A 21,896-nucleotide genomic window follows, 5' to 3' on the forward strand; every position below is an offset into this window, starting at 1 on the left:
TGTATATGTTCTTAAATAAAGGCAGTAGTAATTAGAATTTTACGTTTAATGAAGAGAAATCAATATTAAGGAGTTTCCTTATGGCAGAACATAAGCCTGACATAATGTATGGTACGACTATTATTACTGTACGAAAAAATGACAAGGTAGTGATAGCTGGCGATGGTCAGGTTTCACTTGGTCAAACAATTATGAAAGGCAATGCCCGCAAAGTGCGTCGTCTTGGAAAAAATGGAGCAGTTATCGCTGGTTTTGCGGGTGCTACAGCAGATGCTTTTACATTACTGGAAAGATTAGAAACGAAGCTTGAGCAATATCCTGATCAGCTTATGCGTGCATGCGTAGAACTTGCAAAAGATTGGCGGACAGACCGCTATTTACGTCGTCTTGAAGCAATGATGCTTGTCGCTGATAAGAAAGTAACTTTAGCTTTGACGGGACTTGGTGATGTACTAGAACCAGAAGATGGGCTTATGGCAATTGGTTCTGGAGGAAATTTTGCCCTTTCAGCCGCACGTGCACTGATAGATATGGATTTGGATGCAGAAACTATTGCTCGTAAAGCTATGGGTATTGCTGCTAAAATTTGTGTTTATACCAATGATCATTTTATTATTGAAATATTGGATACAGAGTTATCTTCTTTAAAGAAAGCTATTTGAATGTGTGTTGTATTTTCCCCTCGTGAAACTGTTTCTGAACTTGACCGCTTTATTATTGGTCAAAATGATGCTAAACGTTCTGTTGCTATTGCATTGCGTAATCGGTGGCGTAGACAGCAGCTTGATGGTCCAATGCGTGAGGAGGTTATGCCAAAAAATATCTTGATGATAGGGCCAACAGGCGTTGGTAAAACGGGTATAGCACGTCGATTAGCAAAGCTTGCTGGAGCACCTTTTGTTAAAGTAGAAGCTACTAAATTTACTGAAGTCGGTTATGTAGGGCGTGATGTTGAGCAAATTATTCGTGATCTTGTTGAGATTGCCATTTCTCTTGTGCGTGAGAAGAAACGGGATGAAGTAAAAGCAAAAGCCCACATTAATGCTGAAGAACGTGTTTTAGATGCTCTTGTTGGTAAAACAGCAAGCCCTGCTACCCGTGATAGTTTTCGCAAAAAATTGCGCGAAGGTGAATTAGATAATAAAGAAATTGAAATTGAGGTGGCTGACCATAATAACAGTGGTGCTTCAACCTTCGATATTCCTGGTATGCCTGGTGCGCAAATGGGAATTATGAATTTGTCAGATATTTTTGGTAAGATGAGTAATCGTACCAAGATTCGTAAAACAACGGTGAAAGATGCTTTTAAACCACTCATTGATGATGAATCTGAAAAGCTTCTTGATCATGATCAAATTATTCAAGAAGCACTGCGGGTTACTGAAAATGACGGAATTGTTTTTATTGATGAAATTGATAAAATCGCAACCCGAGATGGTGGAGTAGGTGCTACTGTTTCACGTGAGGGAGTTCAACGGGATCTTTTGCCTTTGGTTGAAGGAACAACGATTGCTACAAAATACGGGCAAATTAAAACAGATCATATTCTTTTTATTGCTTCCGGTGCATTCCATGTCTCTAAGCCATCTGATTTATTACCAGAGCTTCAAGGTCGTTTGCCTATCCGTGTGGAGTTAAATGCTTTAACAAGAGAAGATTTACGACGTATTCTAACTGAACCTGAATCTAGCTTGATTAAGCAATATATTGCTTTAATGGCGACAGAAGAGGTTCATTTAGAAATTACCGATGATGCGATTGATGCTTTAGCAGATATTGCTGTGGATCTAAATGCAAGGATTGAAAATATAGGAGCACGTCGTTTACAAACAGTGATGGAACGTGTTTTGGATGAAATTTCCTTTACTGCACCTGATAAAGCCGGAACTTCATTTAAAGTTGATGCTGCTTATGTTAGACAATCTATAGGAGAACTTGCTTCTGATGTCGATCTTTCACGTTTCATTCTTTAGGTTATTTATTTATTCCGTTTATCGGCGTGCTTCAATAATTTTAAAGTTACGGGATTCTTCATGTACCAATACTGTACGGAAAGTATTTTTCAATAATGTTTCATAGGGTAGGTGACGATTAGCAACAAGAAGTAGATTACCACCTGGCTTTAAGTATTTTGCAGCTTTTATAATGAAATGTTGTCCTAATGAAACATCGGTGGTTTGTTGTGTGTGAAACGGTGGATTTGAAATGATTGTATCATATAAATCTGTGATAGATTCATGCACAAGATCAAGCCAATAAAAATTAATTGGAAGAGGAGCTGTTGTGTATTTTAGGTGTTTTTTTGCTGCCTCTAAGGCATTGTAGTCGGCTTCATAGAGGTCGAGAGCGGTTAGTTTTTTACTTTTTTCAAGTGCCATGTAAGAAAGGAATCCCCAGCCAGCGCCGAAATCAGCAGTTTTTCCAGAAATGATTTTGAGCATATACAAAGCAAGTGCCTCAGATCCTGGATCAATACGACCGTGTGAAAACATTCCAGAAGTAGTTTGAAATTTATTTTCAAAAGTAAGTGGTGGTGAGCGTAAATGTGCAAGATTCTGTCTATCTATCTTCTGTGGGACTTTAATCCAGAACACAAGGCCATGATTTTTAGATAATTTATCAGTAATGGGAACAATTGTTTGAACCCATTTCATCATTGAGGCAACTCCTACAGTTTTATTTCCACCAATGATAATCCATCCACTAGGTTTAACGCATTCTAAAAAATCAAGAAAACAATTTTGGTTGAAACCACGATATTTACTTAATTGTAAAAATGCACCATCATAAGTGAAAGTTTTGTCTATTTGAGGAAAACAGTGAAATTGAGCATTAGTAAATTTTAAAAAATCTGGTCGCCAAGGCGCTATAACCTTTAAGTTTTCTACCCATTCTGAGGCAGGAATTTCAGTTAAACCAAAACTTAACCAATATTGGTTTGGATTGGGATATGGGAGTTTATGGTTTTTAAAAGGAAAAAATAATAACACATATGGTTCTTTCAAAGAAAAATGCCATTCCAATATGGAGATGGCATTTTATTTTATAACAATAGAAAAAAATTATTCTTCTTTTTTCTTACGATGGTATTTTTTTTCAGATTGATTTTGTTCATCCGCGTTATTTTCTTTTTCTACTGAAGCATTATCGGTAATTTCTTTGCCGGTTTGTTGGTTAACAATTCTCATTGATAGTCGAACTTTACCACGTTCATCAAATCCCATTAATTTAACCCAAACTTTATCACCTTCTTTAACGATATCGGTTGTTTTAGCAACGCGTTCTGATGCGAGTTGAGAGATATGAACAAGTCCATCGCGTGAGCCAAAAAAATTTACAAATGCACCAAATTCTGCAATTTTTACAACTGTTCCTTGATAGATAGCACCAACTTCAGGTTCATCAACAATTGAATGAATCCAACGTTTCGCTGCTTCAATGGTTTTAACATTGGTAGAAGCGATTTTAATTGTTCCATTATCTTCAATATTAATTTTAGCTCCAGTTTGTTCTACAATTTCTCGGATTACTTTTCCACCAGAGCCGATAACATCACGGATTTTATCAACAGAAATGTTCATTATTTCGATGCGTGGAGAAAATTCACTGAGTTCATTTCGTGCATTAGTTAAGGCTTTTGCCATTTCGTTCAGAATATGAATTCGGCCACTTTTTGCTTGCTCAAGTGCGATTTTCATAATCTCTTCAGTTATGCCATCAATTTTGATATCCATTTGTAAAGCAGTAATACCGTCTTCTGTGCCTGCTACTTTAAAATCCATATCACCAAGGTGATCTTCATCCCCTAAAATATCAGATAAAATAGCAAAGCGTTCCCCTTCTTTAATTAAGCCCATGGCAATACCTGCAACGGGGCGTGTTAAAGGGACGCCGGCGTCCATCAGTGCAAGTGAAGTTCCACAAACAGTTGCCATTGAAGAGGAGCCATTTGATTCGGTAATTTCTGAAACAGCACGGATGGTATAAGGAAAAGATTCTTTAGTTGGTAATATGGGATGAATAGCACGCCACGCCAGCTTACCATGTCCGATTTCACGGCGACCAGGAGAACCAATACGCCCTGTTTCACCTACTGAAAATGGTGGAAAATTGTAATGAAGTAGGAATGTTTCCTTATACATGCCTGTTAAGGAATCAATATATTGTTCATCTTCACCAGTTCCGAGTGTTGCAATAACAATTGCTTGTGTTTCTCCACGAGTAAAGAGTGCTGATCCATGTGTTCTGGGTAAAATTCCAACTTCTGATCGAATTGCACGTACTGTTGAAAGGTCACGTCCATCAATACGTTTTCCAGTATCAAGAATATTCCAGCGAACAATTTTTGCTTGCAACTGTTTGAAGATAGTTGCAATTTGATCTGTATTAAATTTACAGTTCTCTTCCGTTTCTAGCATAAATTTATTGATAATTTCTGTTTTAATAGCATCAATTGCAGCGTAACGTTCCTGTTTATCGGTAATTGTATAAGCTTTTCGTATATCTTGTTCAGACATTTCCAGCATAGTTTTTTCGAGATCAGATAGATCTTCAGGAATGAAATCGCGTGGATCTTTTGCAGCGACTTCAGCAAGCTTGATTATGGCATCAAGAACAGGCTGCAAACCTTTATGACCAAACATAACGGCACCCAACATTACATCTTCTGGTAATTCTTGTGCTTCTGATTCAACCATCAATACAGCGCTGTCTGTACCAGCAACGACAAGATCAAGTTTTGATTCAGGCATTTCATCTATATGAGGATTAAGAACATACTGTCCATTACAGTATCCAACACGAGCACCAGCAATGGGACCCATAAAAGGAACACCTGATAGAGTCAATGCAGCAGAAGATGCAATAATCGCAAGGATATCAGGATTATTTTCTAAATCATGCTGTATAACAGAAACAATGATCTGTGTATCATTTTTATAACCATTAGCGAAGAGAGGACGAATTGGGCGATCAATCAAACGTGAAATCAAGGTTTCACTTTCGGTTGGTCGGCTTTCACGTTTGAAGTAGCCACCAGGTATTCTACCAACAGAATAGGATTTTTCCTGATAATTAACCGTAAGTGGAAAAAAATCTTGGTCTGGTTTTGGGCTTTTTGCTGACACAACGGTCGCTAAGACAATGGTTTCACCATAGGTAGCAATTACTGCACCATCAGCTTGACGCGCTATTTTCCCTGTTTCGAGGGTAAGAGGCCGACCAGCCCATTCAATTTCTACCTTGTGTGTTTTGAACATTTTTTATCCTTAATAGCCAGTGTTCACATTCCAGTTTTGTATAACATATTTTAAAGCCATGGGCAGAACAACAAGATACTTTGTGTCTTTTGGTGAGAAGAAATAATTCACAACCTAAACGCGAAGCAATTCGCACTCTTGCTCCATGACAGTTATCATTAATTTAAAACTCAAAGCAGTGATCTGGAATAAATGAGTGTATTTTTTATAAAAATATCTCTCCACCCACTTTCCTTTTAGCGACGTAAACCTAATTTTCCGATAAGTGTCTGATAACGGTTTTGGTCAGTCTCTTTTAGATAATCAAGAAGGCGACGACGCTGAGACACCATCTTTAGAAGACCACGGCGGGAATGGTTATCTTTTTTGTGAGATTTAAAATGATTAGTCAAATTAGAAATACGTTCAGAAAGCACAGCGATTTGCACTTCTGGTGATCCTGTATCACCGGCCTTATTTGCATATTCTGCGACAATAGCTTGTTTACGTTCAGCTGTAATCGACATCGTTTTATCCTTTCGAAAAATGAAGAAACAAAAGTCACCCACAGCCGAGATGTCGTTCAGCAAGGGTCTGTGAAAAAACAAGAGGAGCCAAAGACTCTCACCTGCTTTACTGTTTATATAGGAAAGAAGGTTAAAATGCTAGTCCTTGAAAGTATCTTAAGAATCTTCTCTAATAAAAAATTTTGTTTTGAAACATTGCTTTTTAAGCTGTTTTATGAGAGGCCTTTGAAGAATTATGCATTTTTTGTATACAAAGATTGCTGCTTTGCATAGCGTATTTATATTAACAAAAGCAATAGAATGTAGGTTTGGAGCAAAAGATGCAGAGCATTTCAACATTAGAACTTTTTCGTAATTCAACATTTCGAAATTTATGGTCGGCTACTCTTGCTTCTAATTTAGGGGGGACTATACAGGCAGTTGGAGTAGGTTGGTTAATGGCGTTGATTAGTTCTTCGCATTCTATGGTTGGGCTTGTTCAAAGCGCTACAACATTACCACTTGTTGTATTGTCTCTGATGGCAGGGGCATTAGCTGATAATTTTAATCGACGTCAAATTATGCTGTATGCGCAAATTATGATAATGATTGTGTCAATTAAGTTGGCTATTTTGTCCTATATGGGCTTTCTAACACCTTGGCTTTTGCTATTCTTTACATTTTTGATTGGGTGCGGAAACGCTTTTTACAACCCCTCTTGGCAAGCAACAATGGGTGATATTGTGAGCAGAGAAAATATTCCTGCTGCTGTTAACCTTAATAGTGTTGGCTTTAATTTGGTGCGCAGTATAGGTCCTGCTATTGGTGGTGTCATCATTGCTACTTTGGGTATAACGGTAGCTTTTTTATTTAATGTGATAAGTTATATTCCTTTAATTAGTGCTTTGTTTTTTTGGAAACCTAGCTATAAACACAATACATTGCCACGAGAGAGACTGTTGGGAGCTGTTTCAGATGGTTTACGTTATGTTGCAATGTCGCCTAATCTTCTCAATATTATGGTCAGAGCATTCCTTTTTGGTGTTGGTGCGATTTCAATTTTAGCGCTATTGCCAATTGTCGTGCATACAGTCCTTGGGGGAAGTGCACTTCTTTACGGTACATTACTCGGTTTTTTTGGTTTGGGAGCGATTACAGCTGGTTTTATTAATTCATCTGTGCGGCACTATTTTAGTTCAGAGACAATTATTGCAGGTGCATTTATCGGTTTTGCTTTTTCTTGCTTTTTCTTAGCAATAAGTCATTCATTGATTGTAAGCCATCTTGCTTTATTTCCTGCAGGATTGTGTTGGGTTTTGGCGTTATCACTATTTAATACATCTGTACAGCTTTCCACACCACGTTGGGTTGTTGCACGTGCTTTAGCCTTGTATCAAACTGCATCTTATGGTGGTATGGCTATTGGAAGCGCAATTTGGGGAGTATTGGCCGATGGTTATTCTCCAACCATTTCTTTGAGTATTTGTGCCCTATTTTTGGTTTTTGGATTTTTTGTAGGGGTAAAGTTTAAAATTCATGAAATTCCTCATATAGACTTGGATCCAATTGATCACTTCAGAGAGCCGGAGCTTTTACTAGATCTAAAAGCACAAAGTGGTCCAATCATGATTATGATTGATTATCAAATTCATGAAAATAATCTTGAAGAATTTCTCAAAGTGATGACACGTCGTCGTCATATTCGTTTACGTGATGGTGCTCGCCAATGGGTTCTTTTACGTGATCTTGAAAGACCTGAATGTTGGACAGAAGCTTACCATATGCCAACGTGGGTAGACTATCTGCGCCATAATCATCGTCGTACAAAGGCGGATGCAGAAGTAAATAAGCGTTTGCATCACTTAAATTGTGCACCTAATGGTATAAGAGTACACCGTATGATTGAACGGCAGACAATACCACAGGTCAACGAAATGCATTTAAAATCTTCTAGCAATTACCTACCTTGATGATAGAGGTTTGGTATGTAAAGTAATGAGAACAGCATTATTCATATTTATCAATGTGAGAAAATATTTTTTCTACAAAAAATTATTGTGGCAGAAACTTATTAAATTGTAAAAATTCTCTTTGGTTTAAACTGTCTCTTATCAAGAATGCCGATGGCAAGAAGTTTGTTTTTGTAGCTTACATAAACCTCATCTTCATCAATGAGTGTGTTGTGGTCATACAGAAGTACTGAATTGCCTCTTATTACTTGTTGTGCTTGATTTTTATTAAGGATATAATGAGAGAGACAATTCAGTGCTGCACTTGTTTCAATTAATAGCTCATCAAGTGCTGTAAAATGACTTTTTGGAGAAATATTATCTTCATTTGTTATACCTTTATCAGAGGCTGCTGCTTTTAAATCGTTCCATGTAACAAGATCATTTTCACAAAAGGGCGATACTGCAATTCGCCTTAAGTCAGCGATATATCCATAACAACCGAGATCACGTCCTATATCACGTGCTAAGGAGCGCACATAAGTTCCTTTTCCACATGTTACTTCAAAGACAGAATATTTTTTTTCGGTGGTATCAATTAATTTGAAAGTTTCTATTTCCACTTGGCGTGGTGAAATTTCAACAGCTGTACCTTTACGTGCTAAATCATAGGCGCGATTACCGGCGATTTTTATTGCAGAAAACTGTGGAGGTGTTTGCAAAATAACACCTGTATATTTAGGAAGAAGAGCAAGTATTTCCTCTTGTGCTGGGCGTTTATGAGATATTTTAGTTACTTTACCCTCCAGATCATCTGTCGTACGCTCTTCTCCCCAAGCAATGTGAAAATGGTAAGTTTTTGTGCCTCTCATAACATAGGGAACAGTTTTTGTTGCTTCACCCAATGCAATTGGCAGTGCACCAGAAGCAAGAGGATCAAGTGTACCTGCATGTCCTGCTTTTTGTGCATTAAAGAGCCGTTTAATTTGTGAGACAGCTTCTGTTGATCTCATTCCTTTGGGTTTGTCGAATATCACCCATCCAGAAACAGAACGGCCTCTTTTTTTATGTTGCCGTGTCATATTTTTTAATTCTCAAGTTCATCATTAGGGTGAAGATCACGTGCTACTTCAGGTGAGCGGAGCAAAGCATCAACTTTTGCAAAATTGTCAAAACTGCTATCAAGTCGAAAACACAATTCAGGCATATATTTCATTTGTCGTAATGCATGGCTTATTTCTCCACGGATAAAACGGCTATGTTTATTGAGGACATTAACGACATTAGCATGAGGAGCATTTTTTAGAGTACTTAGTGGAAAAACAAAGCAGGTAGCAATTTTAAGATCTGGCGACATACGTACTTCAGAGATAGAAATTACTACGTCCTTTAAGACATCATCAAGTAAAATACCTCGCTGTAATGCATGAGCTAATGCATGGCGGACTTGTTCTCCCACTCTTAATTGCCGTTGCGATGGCGCTGCATTTTTCATCAAAATCTTACCTTTATTACAAATGCTTTTCTTTTAACAATCTCAAAAGATAAAAAAGAACAGAGATACTGCACATAAAATTCAATAATTTTTCTTACTTTGTATAAGATAAAGCCACTGAATTACTTTATAATGTGCGGTTAATATGTTCGACTCGGAAGGTTTCAATGATATCTCCTGCACGCATATCTTCATAATTTTCGAATGCTATACCACATTCTTGACCACTGTGTACTTCATTAACTTCATCTTTGAAGCGTTTGAGTGTTTTAAGTTTTCCTTCATGAATAACAATATTATCACGAATAAGGCGGACACCAGCTCCTCGTTCTATTTTACCTTCTGTAACACGACATCCAGCAACTTTCCCAATTTTTGTAATGCTAAAGACTTCTAAAATTTCAGCATTACCAAGGAAAGCTTCGCGCTGTTCTGGTGAAAGTAGTCCTGACATGGCAGCTTTTATATCATCAACAAGATCATAGATGATGTTATAATAGCGAATTTCAATTCCTTGTGTTTTAGCTAAATCATGTGCTTGTTTATTAGCCCGAACGTTAAAGCCAATTACAGCAGAATTTGAAGCTTCAGCAAGAGAAATATCACTTTCGGTGATACCTCCAGCACCAGAATGCATAATGCGTGCACGTACTTCTTCATTTCCTAGTTTTTCTAATGCTGAAGCGATTGCTTCAATCGATCCTTGTACATCTCCTTTAATAATAAGGGGAAATTCTTTGACACCAGTGGTTTGTAATTTGGTCATCATTTGCTCAAGAGAACCACGAGAACCAGTTTGTCGTGCTACAGCTTTATCACGTGCTAATCGTTGACGATATTCAGCAATTTCCCGTGCTTTTGTTTCATGAGCAACAACAGCAAATCGGTCACCGGCTTGTGGTGTTCCTTGCATACCTAAAATTTCGATAGGTGTAGAAGGAACCGCTTCTTTTATATGGCGACCATGATCATCAATCAGGGCGCGTACTCGACCCCATTCATTTCCAGCAACAATAATATCAGAAGGATGTAATGTACCTTTTTGAACAAGAACTGTTGCAACAGATCCACGACCCCGATCCAGTTTGGCTTCAATGACAACACCCTCTGCAGTTCGTTTTGGATCTGCTTTTAGATCAAGAATTTCAGCCTGAAGAAGAATCGCTTCAAGAAGTTTATCAAGATTTTGACCAGTTTTAGCAGAAACCTCAACTTCCAAAGTTTCTCCACCCATGGATTCAACAAATACTTCGTGTTGTAAAAGTTCTGTGCGTACTTTTTGTGCATCAGCAGCTGGTTTATCAATTTTGTTTATAGCAACAATAATTGGTACACCAGCTGCTTTAGCATGATTGATAGATTCAATTGTTTGCGGCATGACACTATCGTCAGCAGCTACAACTAGAACAGCAATATCTGTAACACGAGCTCCACGAGCACGCATAGCTGTGAAGGCAGCATGCCCAGGTGTATCAATGAAGGTAATCCTTTGACCATTTTGTTCTACTTGATAAGCACCAATATGCTGTGTAATACCTCCCGCTTCACCAGAAACAACATTTGCTTTTCGAATCGCATCAAGAAGGGAAGTTTTTCCGTGATCAACATGCCCCATTATTGTTACAACTGGTGGACGCTGTTGCATTTTTTGAGGATTATCAGTTATATTAAAGATACCTTCTTCTATATCAGATTCTAAGACACGTTTAACAGTATGGCCAAATTCAACAGCAATGAGTTCGGCGACATCTGCATCAATAATATCGCCGGGTTTCATCATTTGTCCTTGTTTCATTAAAAATTTAATTACATCAACAGAGCGCTCAGTCATACGCTGTGCAAGTTCTTGAATGGTAATAGTTTCAGGTAAGACAACCTCACGAGAAATTTTCTCTCTTGGTTCTTGATTTTGTGCACGTTTAAATTTCTCTTGCCTACGGCGCATTGCAGCCATTGAGCGCCCACGTGCATTACCTTCTTCATCTAGTGCACTGTTGAGGGTAAGTTTTCCGCGGCGTCGTTCATCGGCACTTTTTATGACTTTGGGTGCACGCATTTCTGATTTGGCAGAGCCTGTACGTCGGTTAGGTCTATCATCATCTTTATTATCATCTATTCTGCGCTTTTCAGTTACATTTGTATTTTTAGGCGTAATAGGAATATCTATCGGCTCTGTTGTGGAAAGAGTAGAAGAAAGAGGTAGATCCTGTATTGTTGGATTTTCATTTTGATGTGTTTGTGTTTTTTCAGCTTCTTTGCGTAAGTTTTCTTCACGCTCTTTAGCTTTTCTTTCTTGCTCTTCGGCTTGTTCGCGCATTATTTTTTCTTTGATATGTGCTTCTTCTAGTGCACGAAATCTTGCTTCCATTTCAGCCGATGAGAGATTACTTTTTGCTGTAGGTTTATTTGGTATTTCTTCTTTGAATCGTGGTTTAGAGCGTTGAGGCGCCACATGTGGTTTAGTAATTGGCTGTGGTATTTCAGCTTTTTCGTCAGGTCGTGTAATTTTACGCCGCTTGGTTTCGACAACCACAGCTTTCGTACGGCCATGGCTAAAATTTTGTTTAACCGTGCTGGTTTCTAAGACTGACCGTTTTAGAGTCAATGTTCTCTTGACTGTCGTTTCATCATCATTATTTTTACTCATTGTATTTCCTTTACGGATTGTGCTGTCATCTCACCAGGCTTACAGTGCTTGTCATCACGATAGGCAGTTAGTTTGTATATCGTTTTGAGCAACCCTTCAGCAGCTTTCTTATTCAATAAGGCTGCATGCATCACAGAATTAACCCCAAAAGCTACGCTCATTTCATTACTTGTAAATAAAGATACAGTTTTTATATTTTGATTTTTTTGTTGTTGTATCGTGTAGATGGCTTGTGAAATTTTTCGTTTTCCATCTTCGGTAGCTTCCTTAGCATGAAGCACAAAAATGACTTGACCAGCACGGATGGCTTCATTAACTTTAGTTGCTCCCATGATAGCAGCGCCTGCTTTTCGTGCCATGGAAAGACTTCCAAGAGCGGCTTTCAGTAAAAGTGTATCTACAATATGTGCGAGATTTGGTGCAACCTCAACATCTGTTTTAAGACTTTTATTAAAAGCTTTTTGTTTTATTGCTTTCTCAATGATAGAGCGGTGAGCAGATATCCAAATACCACGCCCAGGAAGATTAGATTTAAGATCAGGAATAATTTGATTATTGGGACCAATAACAAAACGAATCAGCGTTTTTGCTGAAGCATTTTTTCTTGTTACAATACAGGTTCTTTCATTCATTTAAAATGTATCCACATTCAAATTATCTATTTCTTTATTTTCTGCAGGGTCTTCTTTAACGAGATCAGCTTGATCTATCCAACCTGCCTGCACACGTGCAGCTAAAACCATAGCTTCTGCATCAGCACGTGTAATATCAAATGGGGTCAGAATGCCAGAAAAGTTCTGTATTTGACCTTCTTTACGCTCTCTCCAGCCAGCTAAATCATCAACCGCATAGCCTGCAAAATCTTCTATTGTTTTTACACCATCTTCGCCAACAGCGACCAACATGGCACTTGTCATGCCAGGAAGTGTTCGTAATTCATCAGAAACACCAAGTTTTTTGCGCTTTTCATCAAGTTCTTTTTCTTTATGTTCTAGATATTCACGTGCACGACTTTGTATTTCTGCAGCAGTTTCATGATCAAAACCATCAATAGAAGCTATTTCTTCAAGATCAATATAGGCTATTTCTTCAATAGAGGAAAAGCCTTCTGATGCCATAACTTGCCCAATCATTTCATCAACATCTAACGATTCCATGAATAATTTGCTGCGTTCGGTAAATTCTTTTTGACGGTTTTCAGATTCTTCCTGTTCTGTTAAGATATCAATATTCCATCCTGTTAATTGTGAAGCTAAACGAACATTTTGTCCACGCCGACCAATAGCAAGACTGAGTTGATCATTAGGTACAATAACTTCGATACGTTCTGCATCTTCATCAAGAACGACTTTAGAAACTTCAGCAGGTTGCAGTGCATTAACGATAAATACCGCAGCATCCGGTGACCAAGGAATAATATCAATCTTTTCACCTTGTAATTCTGCAACAACAGCTTGAACGCGACTTCCTCGCATCCCAACACATGCACCAACAGGATCAATTGAACCATCACGTGAGACAACGGCAATTTTAGCACGTGAACCTGGATCACGGGCAACTGATTTAATTTCTATAATACCATCATAAATTTCTGGCACTTCCATGGTAAAAAGTTTTACCATGAATTGAGGGTGTGTACGTGAAAGGAAAATTTGTGGACCTCGCGGTTCGCGGTGCACATCACTGACAAAGGCACGAATACGGTCTCCATAGCGGAAGGATTCACGTGGAATTAATTCATCGCGCCGTACGATAGCTTCACCACGCCCTAAATCAACAATAACATTACCATATTCTACACGTTTTACTGTACCAGAAACAATTTCACCAATTTTATTTTTGAATTCTTCATATTGTTGATCACGCTCTGCATCACGCACCTTTTGTACAATAACTTGTTTAGCAGATTGTGCTGCAATACGCCCAAAATCCATGGGAGGCAATAAATCAGAAAAAAAATCACCAATTTTTGCATCCGTTTGGTGTTTAAGTGCATCGGATAAAGTAATTTCAGTTGTATAATCTTCAACGACATCAACAATTTTAAGTAGACGTTGTAATTTAATTTCACCTGTTTTGGAATTGATTTCAGCACGAATATTGGTTTCTTGACCATAACGAGAACGCGCTGCTTTCTGAATAGCATCAGCCATCGCAGAAATGACAATTTCACGGTCAATCGACTTTTCACGTGCAACAGCATCTGCAATTTGCAGAATTTCAAGCTTGTTAGCGCTTATAGCCATCGATTTTCTCCTTCTTTGTGCCATACGATCGGCATTGATCTCAGTAATATTAATTTTTTTGATTTCGTGCTTGTTTTGAGATGCGAGAATTATCTTCGGGAATTAACTGTTGACTTAAATCTTTATTCTTTTTCAATGCGTCGTGAATAAGCTCATCCGTAAGCACTAAATGTGCATCGATGATGTTATCAAAAGGAATGAAAATACACATTACTTCTCCATGGATAGCTTTATCGGTATTTAAGGTAAAGCCATTTTTCGTAACGTTGGTAAGTGTTCCACGAAATTTCTGGCGTCCCTCGATTGTTATTTTTGTTTCAATTTTTGCAATATGCCCTTGCCAATGAAAAAAATCAGATTTTCTTACTAATGGGCGATCAATTCCAGGAGATGAAATTTCTAAATGATATTTGCGTTCAATGATATTTTGTACATCAAGAAGGGGTGAAACAGTTCGACTAACAGTTTCACAATCTTCTATTGTCATGGAGCCATCAATGCGCTCAGCCATAATCTGAAGTGTTAAACCATTTAAGCCAAGAAGTTTTATACGAACTAAACGAAAATCTAAAGACTTAAGCAATGGTGTAACAAGAGTTGCTACATGTGCCTCGATACCATTTTCTTCAAATAGACGCGGTTCGTCAATATCACTTATTCTTTCAGTTTCGTTCATACATTTCATCCAAGTCAGCTTCATGATATTAAAAAGGAGCGGGTCTAAACGGCCCACTCCTCATCATAAGACCAAGAATTTATTCACTGATACTCTTAAACGTAAAGTTTTTCAAGTTGTTTATAGTAAAAGTGTTTTTATCATTTATTTCTTGATAAAAGTAAGATAAGTGGGCGTTCGTCCTTCACGTAAAGCTTTTGCTTCATAACGGGTGCTGAGCCATAGTGGATAAGGGGTTTTCCAATCTTTAGGATTTTCTGCTTCCCATTCGAAGTTTTGGTGGTGGGTAAAATGGTATATAGTCCAGTTTACGTAACTTTCTATATCGCTTACAAAGCGAATTTTTTTTCCTATTTTTAGAACTCGAGCAAAACGATTAAGATTTTTCATGTTTATGAAGCGTCGTTTCCAATGCTTTTTTTTAGGCCATGGATCAGGGTAGAAGAGGTCTATTCCATCCAGTGATACATTTGGAAGCCAATCAAGAAGATGTGTGGCATCATCATTATAAAGGCGAAGGTGAGTTTGATGCTGTTTATGTCGTTCGATAGCCATTAATATTTTTGCCATTCCATTGATAAAGGGTTCTACACCAATAAAACCAGTTTGTGGAAAATGTTTCATTGCATGGAGTAAATATTCGCCTCCACCAAAACCAATTTCAAGTCGAACTTCTTTTACTTTGCTAGAAAATAAGGATGTTAAGTCTGAGGGTGTGGGGCGATTTAAATCAATGTTAAAAATTGGGAGTAACATTTTTATATGCGCAACTTGATTGTCGCGTAATCGTTTTCCTTGTCGGCGACCAAAAAAAGTCTTAAATGTATGCATATTGTGCGCAATCATGGTATTTTAATCATAGTTTTAAGTGTCTTAATGAGATCAGTTTTTTCCCATGAAAATGAACCATCACGTTTTGGTGTACGTCCAAAATGACCGTAAGCAGCTGTTTTTGTATAAATAGGTTTGTTGAGGTCAAGATGTTTTCGAATACCTGTTGGTGAAAGATCCATTATTTTACGGATTGCCGCTTCGATAACACTTTCATCAACTTTTCCTGTTCCATGAAGATTAATATAAATAGACAAAGGTTGTGCAACACCAATCGCATAAGATAACTGAATGGTACATCGTTCTGCTAGATCAGCTGCAACAATATTTTTAGCAAGATAGCGTGCAGCGTAAGCTGCAGAACGATCAACTTTTGTTGTATCTTTGCCTGAAAAAGCTCCTCCACCATGAGGAGCAGCACCTCCGTAAGTGTCAACGATAATTTTACGCCCCGTTAATCCTGCATCACTTTTAGGGCCACCGATCACAAATTTTCCCGTTGGATTGATGTACCAACTGCATTGAGAAGAAATAGGAATATCATGCAACGCTTGACGAATATAAGGCTCAACTACTGTACGGACTTTATTTGAATCCCAGCTTTCATCCAAATGTTGTGTTGAAAGAACAATAGATGTTACTTCTATAGGTTGTCCATTTTTATATCGTATTGTTATTTGGCTTTTAGCGTCTGGTCCTAATTTTCCGGTTTCTCCTTCATTGTTATGACGAGCTGCGGCAAGAAGTTTTAGAATCTTATGTGCATAATAAATTGGTGCAGGCATGAAATCTGGTGTTTCACGACAGGCATACCCAAACATAATGCCTTGATCACCTGCACCTTCTGCATTATGCTGATCCGTAGCATGATCAACCCCCCTTGCAATATCAGCTGATTGGGGGCGTAAAAGAATATCAATTTTAACAGTTTTCCAGTGGAAGCCTACTTGTTCATAACCAATCGCACGAATGGCACGGCGTGCTACTGCACGAAAACGAGTAGGATTAATGAGTGGTAAGCCAGCCTCATCATAGACAAATTTCTTATTCTTATCTCTTTTTAAGAGTGTATCGGGAACGCGTACTTCACCGGCAATAACAACACGATTGACACTTACTAAAGTTTCACAAGCGATACGTACTAACCACGGATCAGTACCAGTTTTTTTAGCTTCTTTATAGACCATATCAACAATTTCATCAGAAATACGATCACAAATTTTGTCAGGGTGTCCCTCTGATACCGATTCACTAGTAAAAAGATAATCTTGATACGGCATAGGAACTCCTTCAAAAAAAAGAAAACCAATACTCTCAATAATTGTTTACAAAAGTTACTCTTATTTGCCAATCTCGTGGCAAGTCGTCAATGCCGATTTATGAAGTGATAGAGAGAGAGGATATAATTTTTGTTTTATAACTTATTTGTCAGATCTTCTTCAGAAAGTGCTTTTGCTAAATCAATAATTTTTCGACGTACTTTAACATCAGATATATTAGTAAAGGCACGCATAAGTTGGATTCCTTCACTGCTGGAGCAAAAATCTATAAAATTACTATCGTTTTCGGCAAAGCCTTCTACATGTTGGGTACTCATACCTTTATCAAAAAAATAGGAAACAGGTACATCCATAATTTCTGCGATTGCTTGAAGGCGGCTTGCACCAATACGATTCGTACCTTTTTCATATTTTTGAATTTGTTGAAAAGTAACGCCTAATTTTTCCCCCAATTTCTCTTGGGTTAGTCCTAAAATATTACGACGTAAACGAATACGGGTTCCGACATAAATATCTATAGGATCAGGTTTTTTTCTAGTTTCAGTCATAATACAACTCTTTATTTTCAGCACCTTACTTCCAAACCAACACAAAATCTATGTGTAGTTGGTTTATCATATAATTAAAATAATATGTAATATTTCTTCCCAACGTTACTGGTACGCATAACATGATATCGTACATGGGCACTAGATTATTTAGGCTGTTTTGTAGAACCAAAACTGATGCGACACAATAACATAAGAACGAATAAGATGAAAGTGAAGAATATTCTGTATTCATGGTTCCATACAGGGGTAATTGGTGATGGAATCGGTGAATCAATAATACCAACAGCATTTTGTTTGAGAGCTACAACGATTCGTCCATAAGAATCAACGACAGCTGATATTCCATTATTGGCTGCTCGTATAAGGGGAATTCCTAATTCAACGGCCCGGAGCTGTGCTTGTTGAAAATGTTGATATGGACCGGGTGTTACACCAAACCATGCGTCATTTGTAACATTAATAATTGCTTGAGGAGGGGAGCCTTGAAAAGTCATTTCGTTGGGAAATATTGCTTCATAACAAATCAACGGAAGATAAGAAAAACCATTTGGCAGCATGACAGTTTCGCGCACACTAGCAGCACTATATCCACCAATATTATCAGAAAGGGTACGTAATCCAATTTTATTTAACAAATTTTGATAGGGAAGATATTCACCAAAAGGAACTAGATGAAGTTTATCGGAAATGTTAAGAATATCACCTTTATCATTAATAACTACAATTGTATTAAAATACTGTGTTTTAGTATCGGAGGAATCATTGCTTGTTCGCACAGCACCAATAATAGCCAACTGTTCGGGTTTAAGAAAAGAGGCAATACGCATTGTGAGAGAAGAAGAATTATTGAAAATATAAGGAATAGATGCTTCAGGCCATACGATCAAGTCAGGTTTTTTATTTTGATTAGTTGTTGGTGTTGCACTCAGATTTATATGGGCTGAAAATATAGCTTCTGGTGTGGTATTGCTTAATTTTGAATTTTGCTGGATAGAAGGTTGAACAATGCGCACCCAATAATTGCTTTTTTTATAATCAGCTATGTTGGGTATAGTATTAAGACGATAAAATCCAAAGCTGCTGTGGAATAATATGAGTGATGAGCAAAGAGAAAGTGCGAATTGTTTTTTTTCATCTGTTAATAGAACAGCAGGTAAACTATAGACTAAGACAGCAAGAATATTCATTCCATAAAGCCCAAAGATTGCATTTGATTGCATGAGCATCGGGGTTGGCATAGCTGTATAACCAAGGGCATTCCATGGAAAGCCTGTGAACAAAATAGCACGTAACCATTCCACCAGTCCTAGTGCAAAAGCTAAAACAAAGAAGCGTGCTATTCCCTTTGTCCATAATAAACCAACAATAAAACCAGCAAAAAACCAATAAAGAGAAAGATAGATGGGAGGACCAAAAATAGCAAATGGTATCGCCCATCCGAAAGCAACTGGATCTATTAATAAAGCATTACCCAGCCACCAAAGGCTACAAATAAAATAACTAAAGCCAAAAATTCCACAACTTAAGGCATAGGTTAGAAGGCGTTTATTATAGTTTTGAATAGTACTTATTTTATCAAGTAAAATGATAAAGATTGGGAAAGTTAAAAAGCAAATAGGTGTCAAATAAAAAGGTGGAAGTGCAAAAGATGTCAATGCACCACATAAAATTACCAATATTTGTTGCTTCCATCCAGTAATAGAAAGTAGAAAAAGTGTAAAGTTATTAAAAAACGCTTGATTATTCTTTATAGGTGGCATTTTTCTTAAAATTCTCATTTTCTGGGATACGAAAAATGCGCAACCTCTTAATTCGGCGTTTATCGGCTTCTAAAATACGAAATCGATAGCCAGGTATAGCTTCAATAACTTCATCTTTTGCAGGAATACGATCAAGAATGGAAACAATCAAACCACCAATAGTATCAACTTCATCACCGTATTCTCCTACAACAAAATCAGGACCAAGAGCTTTCTCCACATCTTCTAATTCAGTCCTTGCGTCAACAAGCCATTTATTATTGGGCTCACGTACAATAGCATTATCGACATTATCGTGTTCATCTTCAATGTCGCCAACAACTAATTCAACAATATCCTCCATAGAAACTAAACCATCTGTACCACCATGTTCATCAATGACTAAAGCCATTTGTGTTCGTGTGGCTTGCATACGTGTTAGTAATTTACTTGCTAACATAGAACTGGGAACGAAGAGAACTTTTCGAATCAAATCTAGTTCACCAATTGGAATGTGTAAATCTGTATGGCTTAATTGAAGAAAATCAGCTGTCTGTTCAGTCTGGACTGATTTAGTAATAAAGCGAGTCATATAATTAAGGATATCGCGAATATGGATCATTCCCCACGGATCATCTAAAGTTTCAGCATAAACAGGTATGCGAGAATGGCCAATTTTTGCAAAATATTTAAGAGCTTCTTTAAGGGAGGTATTTATTTCTAATGCTTTGATTTCAGAACGTGGAATCATGACATCATCAACGCGTGCTTCACGCAAGCGCAAGATATTGTGTAGCATAATACGTTCTTCAGGTGAAAAAGGAGCAGCATTTTTTTCATTATCAGCAGTAAGTGCAACAGTAAGATCATCACGCAGTGATGTATAATTGCGGCCACGTAAGAATGAAAACAAATGGTTTATTAGAGAGAGTTTTTCCGTATGATTTGCTTGTTGAAGGGAATGTTCTTCAATATTAGAAGATGTTTGATTATTATTTTGTACATTAACTTTGTTTGCCATGATTCTAAAATCTTCTAAATTTCCTTTTTACAACAAACATATAAGATGCTTTAAATTTTATCATTTTAAGACAACTCAGTATAGGGATCTTTGATGGAAAGCTTTTGAAGAATTCCTCTTTCAAGCTCTTCCATTTGATGAGCTTCATCGCTTGTTTCATGATTATAACCAAGAAGATGGAGAACACCATGGACAATCATATGTGTCAAGTGATCCTGAAATGATTTTCCTTCTTTTTTTGCTTCAAGCGCAACAGTTTCTCGTGCAATGATGATATCACCGAGCATTAATTTTGGGCTTTCCCCAGCTTGAAGAGGAAAAGCAGGAAAGGATAAAACATTGGTAGGCTTATTTTGGTTGCGCCATTGAGCATTGATTTTTTCTATATGTTTATCATCCGTAAAAAGTAAGCTGACTTCGCTTACAACATTTTCTAATGAAACATGATGCATTGTAGTTGTTAATGCTTTTTCGGTGATATTATAAAGCATTTTCTTATCATTCCACCCAGAGCTTTTAATGGTTATATCAATAGTAATCATGAAAGATAGAATTTATTTTTTTGATAAGGTGCATGAGAATGGCATTTTTTTGTTTTGTGTATTAGAATCATGATTATAAGCCCGGACAATAGCTGCAACAAGAGGATGGCGTACAACGTCTTTTTCATCAAAATTAATGATTGCGATATTTTCTATGTTTGAGAGAATACGTATTGCTTCAATTAAACCTGATTTTTGTCCTTCAGGCAAATCAATTTGGCTTATATCACCAGTGATAATCATTCGTGTTCCTTCTCCAAGACGTGTAAGAAACATTTTCATTTGCATGGGTGTGGTATTTTGTGCTTCATCAAGAACGATAGCTGCATGAGCAAGTGTTCGTCCACGCATAAAAGCAAGAGGAGCAATTTCTATGACACCAGAAGCCAAAATACGTTCTACTTTTTCGATGGGCATCATATCATAGAGGGCATCATAAAGCGGTCGTAAATATGGATCAACTTTTTCTTTGAGGTCACCAGGAAGAAAACCAAGATGTTCTCCAGCTTCAACAGCAGGACGTGAAAGGATAATTCGTTCAATGATACCACGTTCTAGAAGCATTGCAGCATATGCAACAGCAAGATATGTTTTTCCTGTTCCTGCTGGTCCTACACCAAAAACAAGTTCAGCACGTTCCATTGCTTGTATGTAAGCATCTTGTGTTGGGGTTCGAGCATGGATTATTTTTTTATGGGTACACAATCGTGCTGGTATATGCTTTGTTGTATGCTTGGTTATTATTAGCGGTTCTTGTGGTTCTTGCGACAGATTTGCCATAGCAATCGCTCCTTTTATATCTGATAAAGTGAGCTCTGAATGTATTTTTGCGAGTTCATAAAGCTGTTGTAATACATATTGTGCATGCTTTGTGGCGGCAGTTTTTCCATAGATTGAAATTTCGTTTCCGCGTGGATGAATACTAAGCCCAAGATTTTTTTCAATATAAGCAAGATTTTCATCAAATTTACCAAAAACTGCTTTTGCATATTTGTTGTTTTCAAAAATTAAAACAACATGGCTAGTATCTGATGTACTTTCTTTTCCTGAGACACAAGTATTTTCAGGGGAAGTATTTATTTTTTCTTTAATGCGCTTTAGTTTTTCGGTTGAAGTTTTCAACCTATTCTCCTTCTCCTATATTGACCGAATATTGCACACTTTCTAGAATGAACG

At 37.5% G+C, this 21,896-nt stretch carries 19 protein-coding genes; 3 read left to right on the plus strand and 16 right to left on the minus strand.

The features are described 5' to 3' along the window. The first annotated feature begins 80 nt into the window (after positions 1 to 80). Together hslV and hslU are read left to right on the plus strand one after the other, a co-directional pair. Positions 81 to 662, plus strand: coding sequence for an ATP-dependent protease subunit HslV (hslV, locus tag V4P56_RS00095; protein ID WP_455482084.1), 582 nt, complete (start codon positions 81 to 83; stop codon positions 660 to 662). Further along, positions 663 to 1,973: an ATP-dependent protease ATPase subunit HslU gene (gene hslU / locus V4P56_RS00100; RefSeq protein ID WP_455482085.1), complete on the plus strand. Its 1,311-nt coding sequence runs from the start codon at positions 663 to 665 to the stop codon at positions 1,971 to 1,973. An 18-nt stretch (positions 1,974 to 1,991) separates the two neighbouring features. Here hslU and V4P56_RS00105 read toward each other — a convergent pair whose 3' ends face one another. The 3 genes from V4P56_RS00105 to rpsO form a co-directional block, all read right to left on the minus strand. Then, positions 1,992 to 2,990, minus strand: a complete 999-nt coding sequence (locus V4P56_RS00105) for a class I SAM-dependent methyltransferase (protein WP_455482691.1) — start codon at positions 2,988 to 2,990, stop codon at positions 1,992 to 1,994. Between the two features lie 72 nt (positions 2,991 to 3,062). Next, the gene (gene pnp, locus V4P56_RS00110) at positions 3,063 to 5,258 is read right to left on the minus strand and encodes a polyribonucleotide nucleotidyltransferase (protein ID WP_455482086.1); all 2,196 of its coding nucleotides are present in this window, start codon (positions 5,256 to 5,258) and stop codon (positions 3,063 to 3,065) included. Positions 5,259 to 5,494: 236 nt separating this feature from the next. Further along, positions 5,495 to 5,764 (minus strand): 30S ribosomal protein S15, encoded by a 270-nt coding sequence (gene rpsO, locus V4P56_RS00115; RefSeq protein ID WP_455482087.1) that lies wholly within the window; start codon positions 5,762 to 5,764, stop codon positions 5,495 to 5,497. A 320-nt stretch (positions 5,765 to 6,084) separates the two neighbouring features. Between rpsO and V4P56_RS00120 the strand changes: the two genes are divergently transcribed. Continuing rightward, positions 6,085 to 7,713: an MFS transporter gene (locus V4P56_RS00120; protein ID WP_455482088.1), complete on the plus strand. Its 1,629-nt coding sequence runs from the start codon at positions 6,085 to 6,087 to the stop codon at positions 7,711 to 7,713. Positions 7,714 to 7,814: 101 nt separating this feature from the next. On the opposite strand, the gene truB is transcribed toward V4P56_RS00120, so the two are convergent. From truB to V4P56_RS00185, 13 genes are all read right to left on the minus strand, one after another. Next, the gene (truB, locus tag V4P56_RS00125) at positions 7,815 to 8,774 is read right to left on the minus strand and encodes a tRNA pseudouridine(55) synthase TruB (protein ID WP_455482089.1); all 960 of its coding nucleotides are present in this window, start codon (positions 8,772 to 8,774) and stop codon (positions 7,815 to 7,817) included. A 5-nt stretch (positions 8,775 to 8,779) separates the two neighbouring features. Continuing rightward, entirely contained in the window at positions 8,780 to 9,187 is a 408-nt protein-coding gene (gene rbfA / locus V4P56_RS00130) for a 30S ribosome-binding factor RbfA (RefSeq protein WP_455482090.1), read from the minus strand. Positions 9,188 to 9,314: 127 nt separating this feature from the next. Then, positions 9,315 to 11,834, minus strand: a complete 2,520-nt coding sequence (infB, locus tag V4P56_RS00135; RefSeq protein ID WP_455482091.1) for a translation initiation factor IF-2 — start codon at positions 11,832 to 11,834, stop codon at positions 9,315 to 9,317. Beyond that, complete coding sequence (locus V4P56_RS00140) at positions 11,831 to 12,466, minus strand: RNA-binding protein (protein WP_455482092.1); 636 nt, start codon at positions 12,464 to 12,466, stop codon at positions 11,831 to 11,833. Before V4P56_RS00140 ends, infB begins: the two co-directional genes overlap by 4 nt. Then, positions 12,467 to 14,080: a transcription termination factor NusA gene (gene nusA, locus V4P56_RS00145; protein ID WP_455482093.1), complete on the minus strand. Its 1,614-nt coding sequence runs from the start codon at positions 14,078 to 14,080 to the stop codon at positions 12,467 to 12,469. 49 nt (positions 14,081 to 14,129) lie between these two features. Next, the gene (gene rimP / locus V4P56_RS00150) at positions 14,130 to 14,780 is read right to left on the minus strand and encodes a ribosome maturation factor RimP (protein ID WP_455482094.1); all 651 of its coding nucleotides are present in this window, start codon (positions 14,778 to 14,780) and stop codon (positions 14,130 to 14,132) included. A 120-nt stretch (positions 14,781 to 14,900) separates the two neighbouring features. Then, complete coding sequence (locus tag V4P56_RS00155) at positions 14,901 to 15,602, minus strand: tRNA (guanine(46)-N(7))-methyltransferase TrmB (RefSeq protein ID WP_455482095.1); 702 nt, start codon at positions 15,600 to 15,602, stop codon at positions 14,901 to 14,903. Next, positions 15,599 to 16,867, minus strand: a complete 1,269-nt coding sequence (metK, locus tag V4P56_RS00160; RefSeq protein WP_455482096.1) for a methionine adenosyltransferase — start codon at positions 16,865 to 16,867, stop codon at positions 15,599 to 15,601. The genes V4P56_RS00155 and metK overlap by 4 nt, the downstream gene beginning before the upstream one ends. Positions 16,868 to 17,001: 134 nt before the next feature. Then, entirely contained in the window at positions 17,002 to 17,415 is a 414-nt protein-coding gene (locus V4P56_RS00165) for a helix-turn-helix domain-containing protein (RefSeq protein ID WP_455482097.1), read from the minus strand. Between the two features lie 146 nt (positions 17,416 to 17,561). Next, positions 17,562 to 19,196, minus strand: coding sequence for an apolipoprotein N-acyltransferase (lnt, locus tag V4P56_RS00170; protein ID WP_455482098.1), 1,635 nt, complete (start codon positions 19,194 to 19,196; stop codon positions 17,562 to 17,564). Continuing rightward, positions 19,159 to 20,178, minus strand: a complete 1,020-nt coding sequence (locus tag V4P56_RS00175) for a hemolysin family protein (protein ID WP_455482099.1) — start codon at positions 20,176 to 20,178, stop codon at positions 19,159 to 19,161. The genes lnt and V4P56_RS00175 overlap by 38 nt, the downstream gene beginning before the upstream one ends. Before the next feature lie 65 nt (positions 20,179 to 20,243). Beyond that, positions 20,244 to 20,720, minus strand: a complete 477-nt coding sequence (gene ybeY / locus V4P56_RS00180) for an rRNA maturation RNase YbeY (RefSeq protein WP_455482100.1) — start codon at positions 20,718 to 20,720, stop codon at positions 20,244 to 20,246. A gap of 12 nt (positions 20,721 to 20,732) precedes the next feature. After that, a complete protein-coding gene (locus V4P56_RS00185; protein ID WP_455482101.1) occupies positions 20,733 to 21,842 on the minus strand; it encodes a PhoH family protein in 1,110 nt (369 codons plus the stop codon). Between the last annotated feature and the right edge of the window lie 54 nt (positions 21,843 to 21,896).

It is taken from the genome of Bartonella sp. B35(2025), assembly GCF_053794465.1.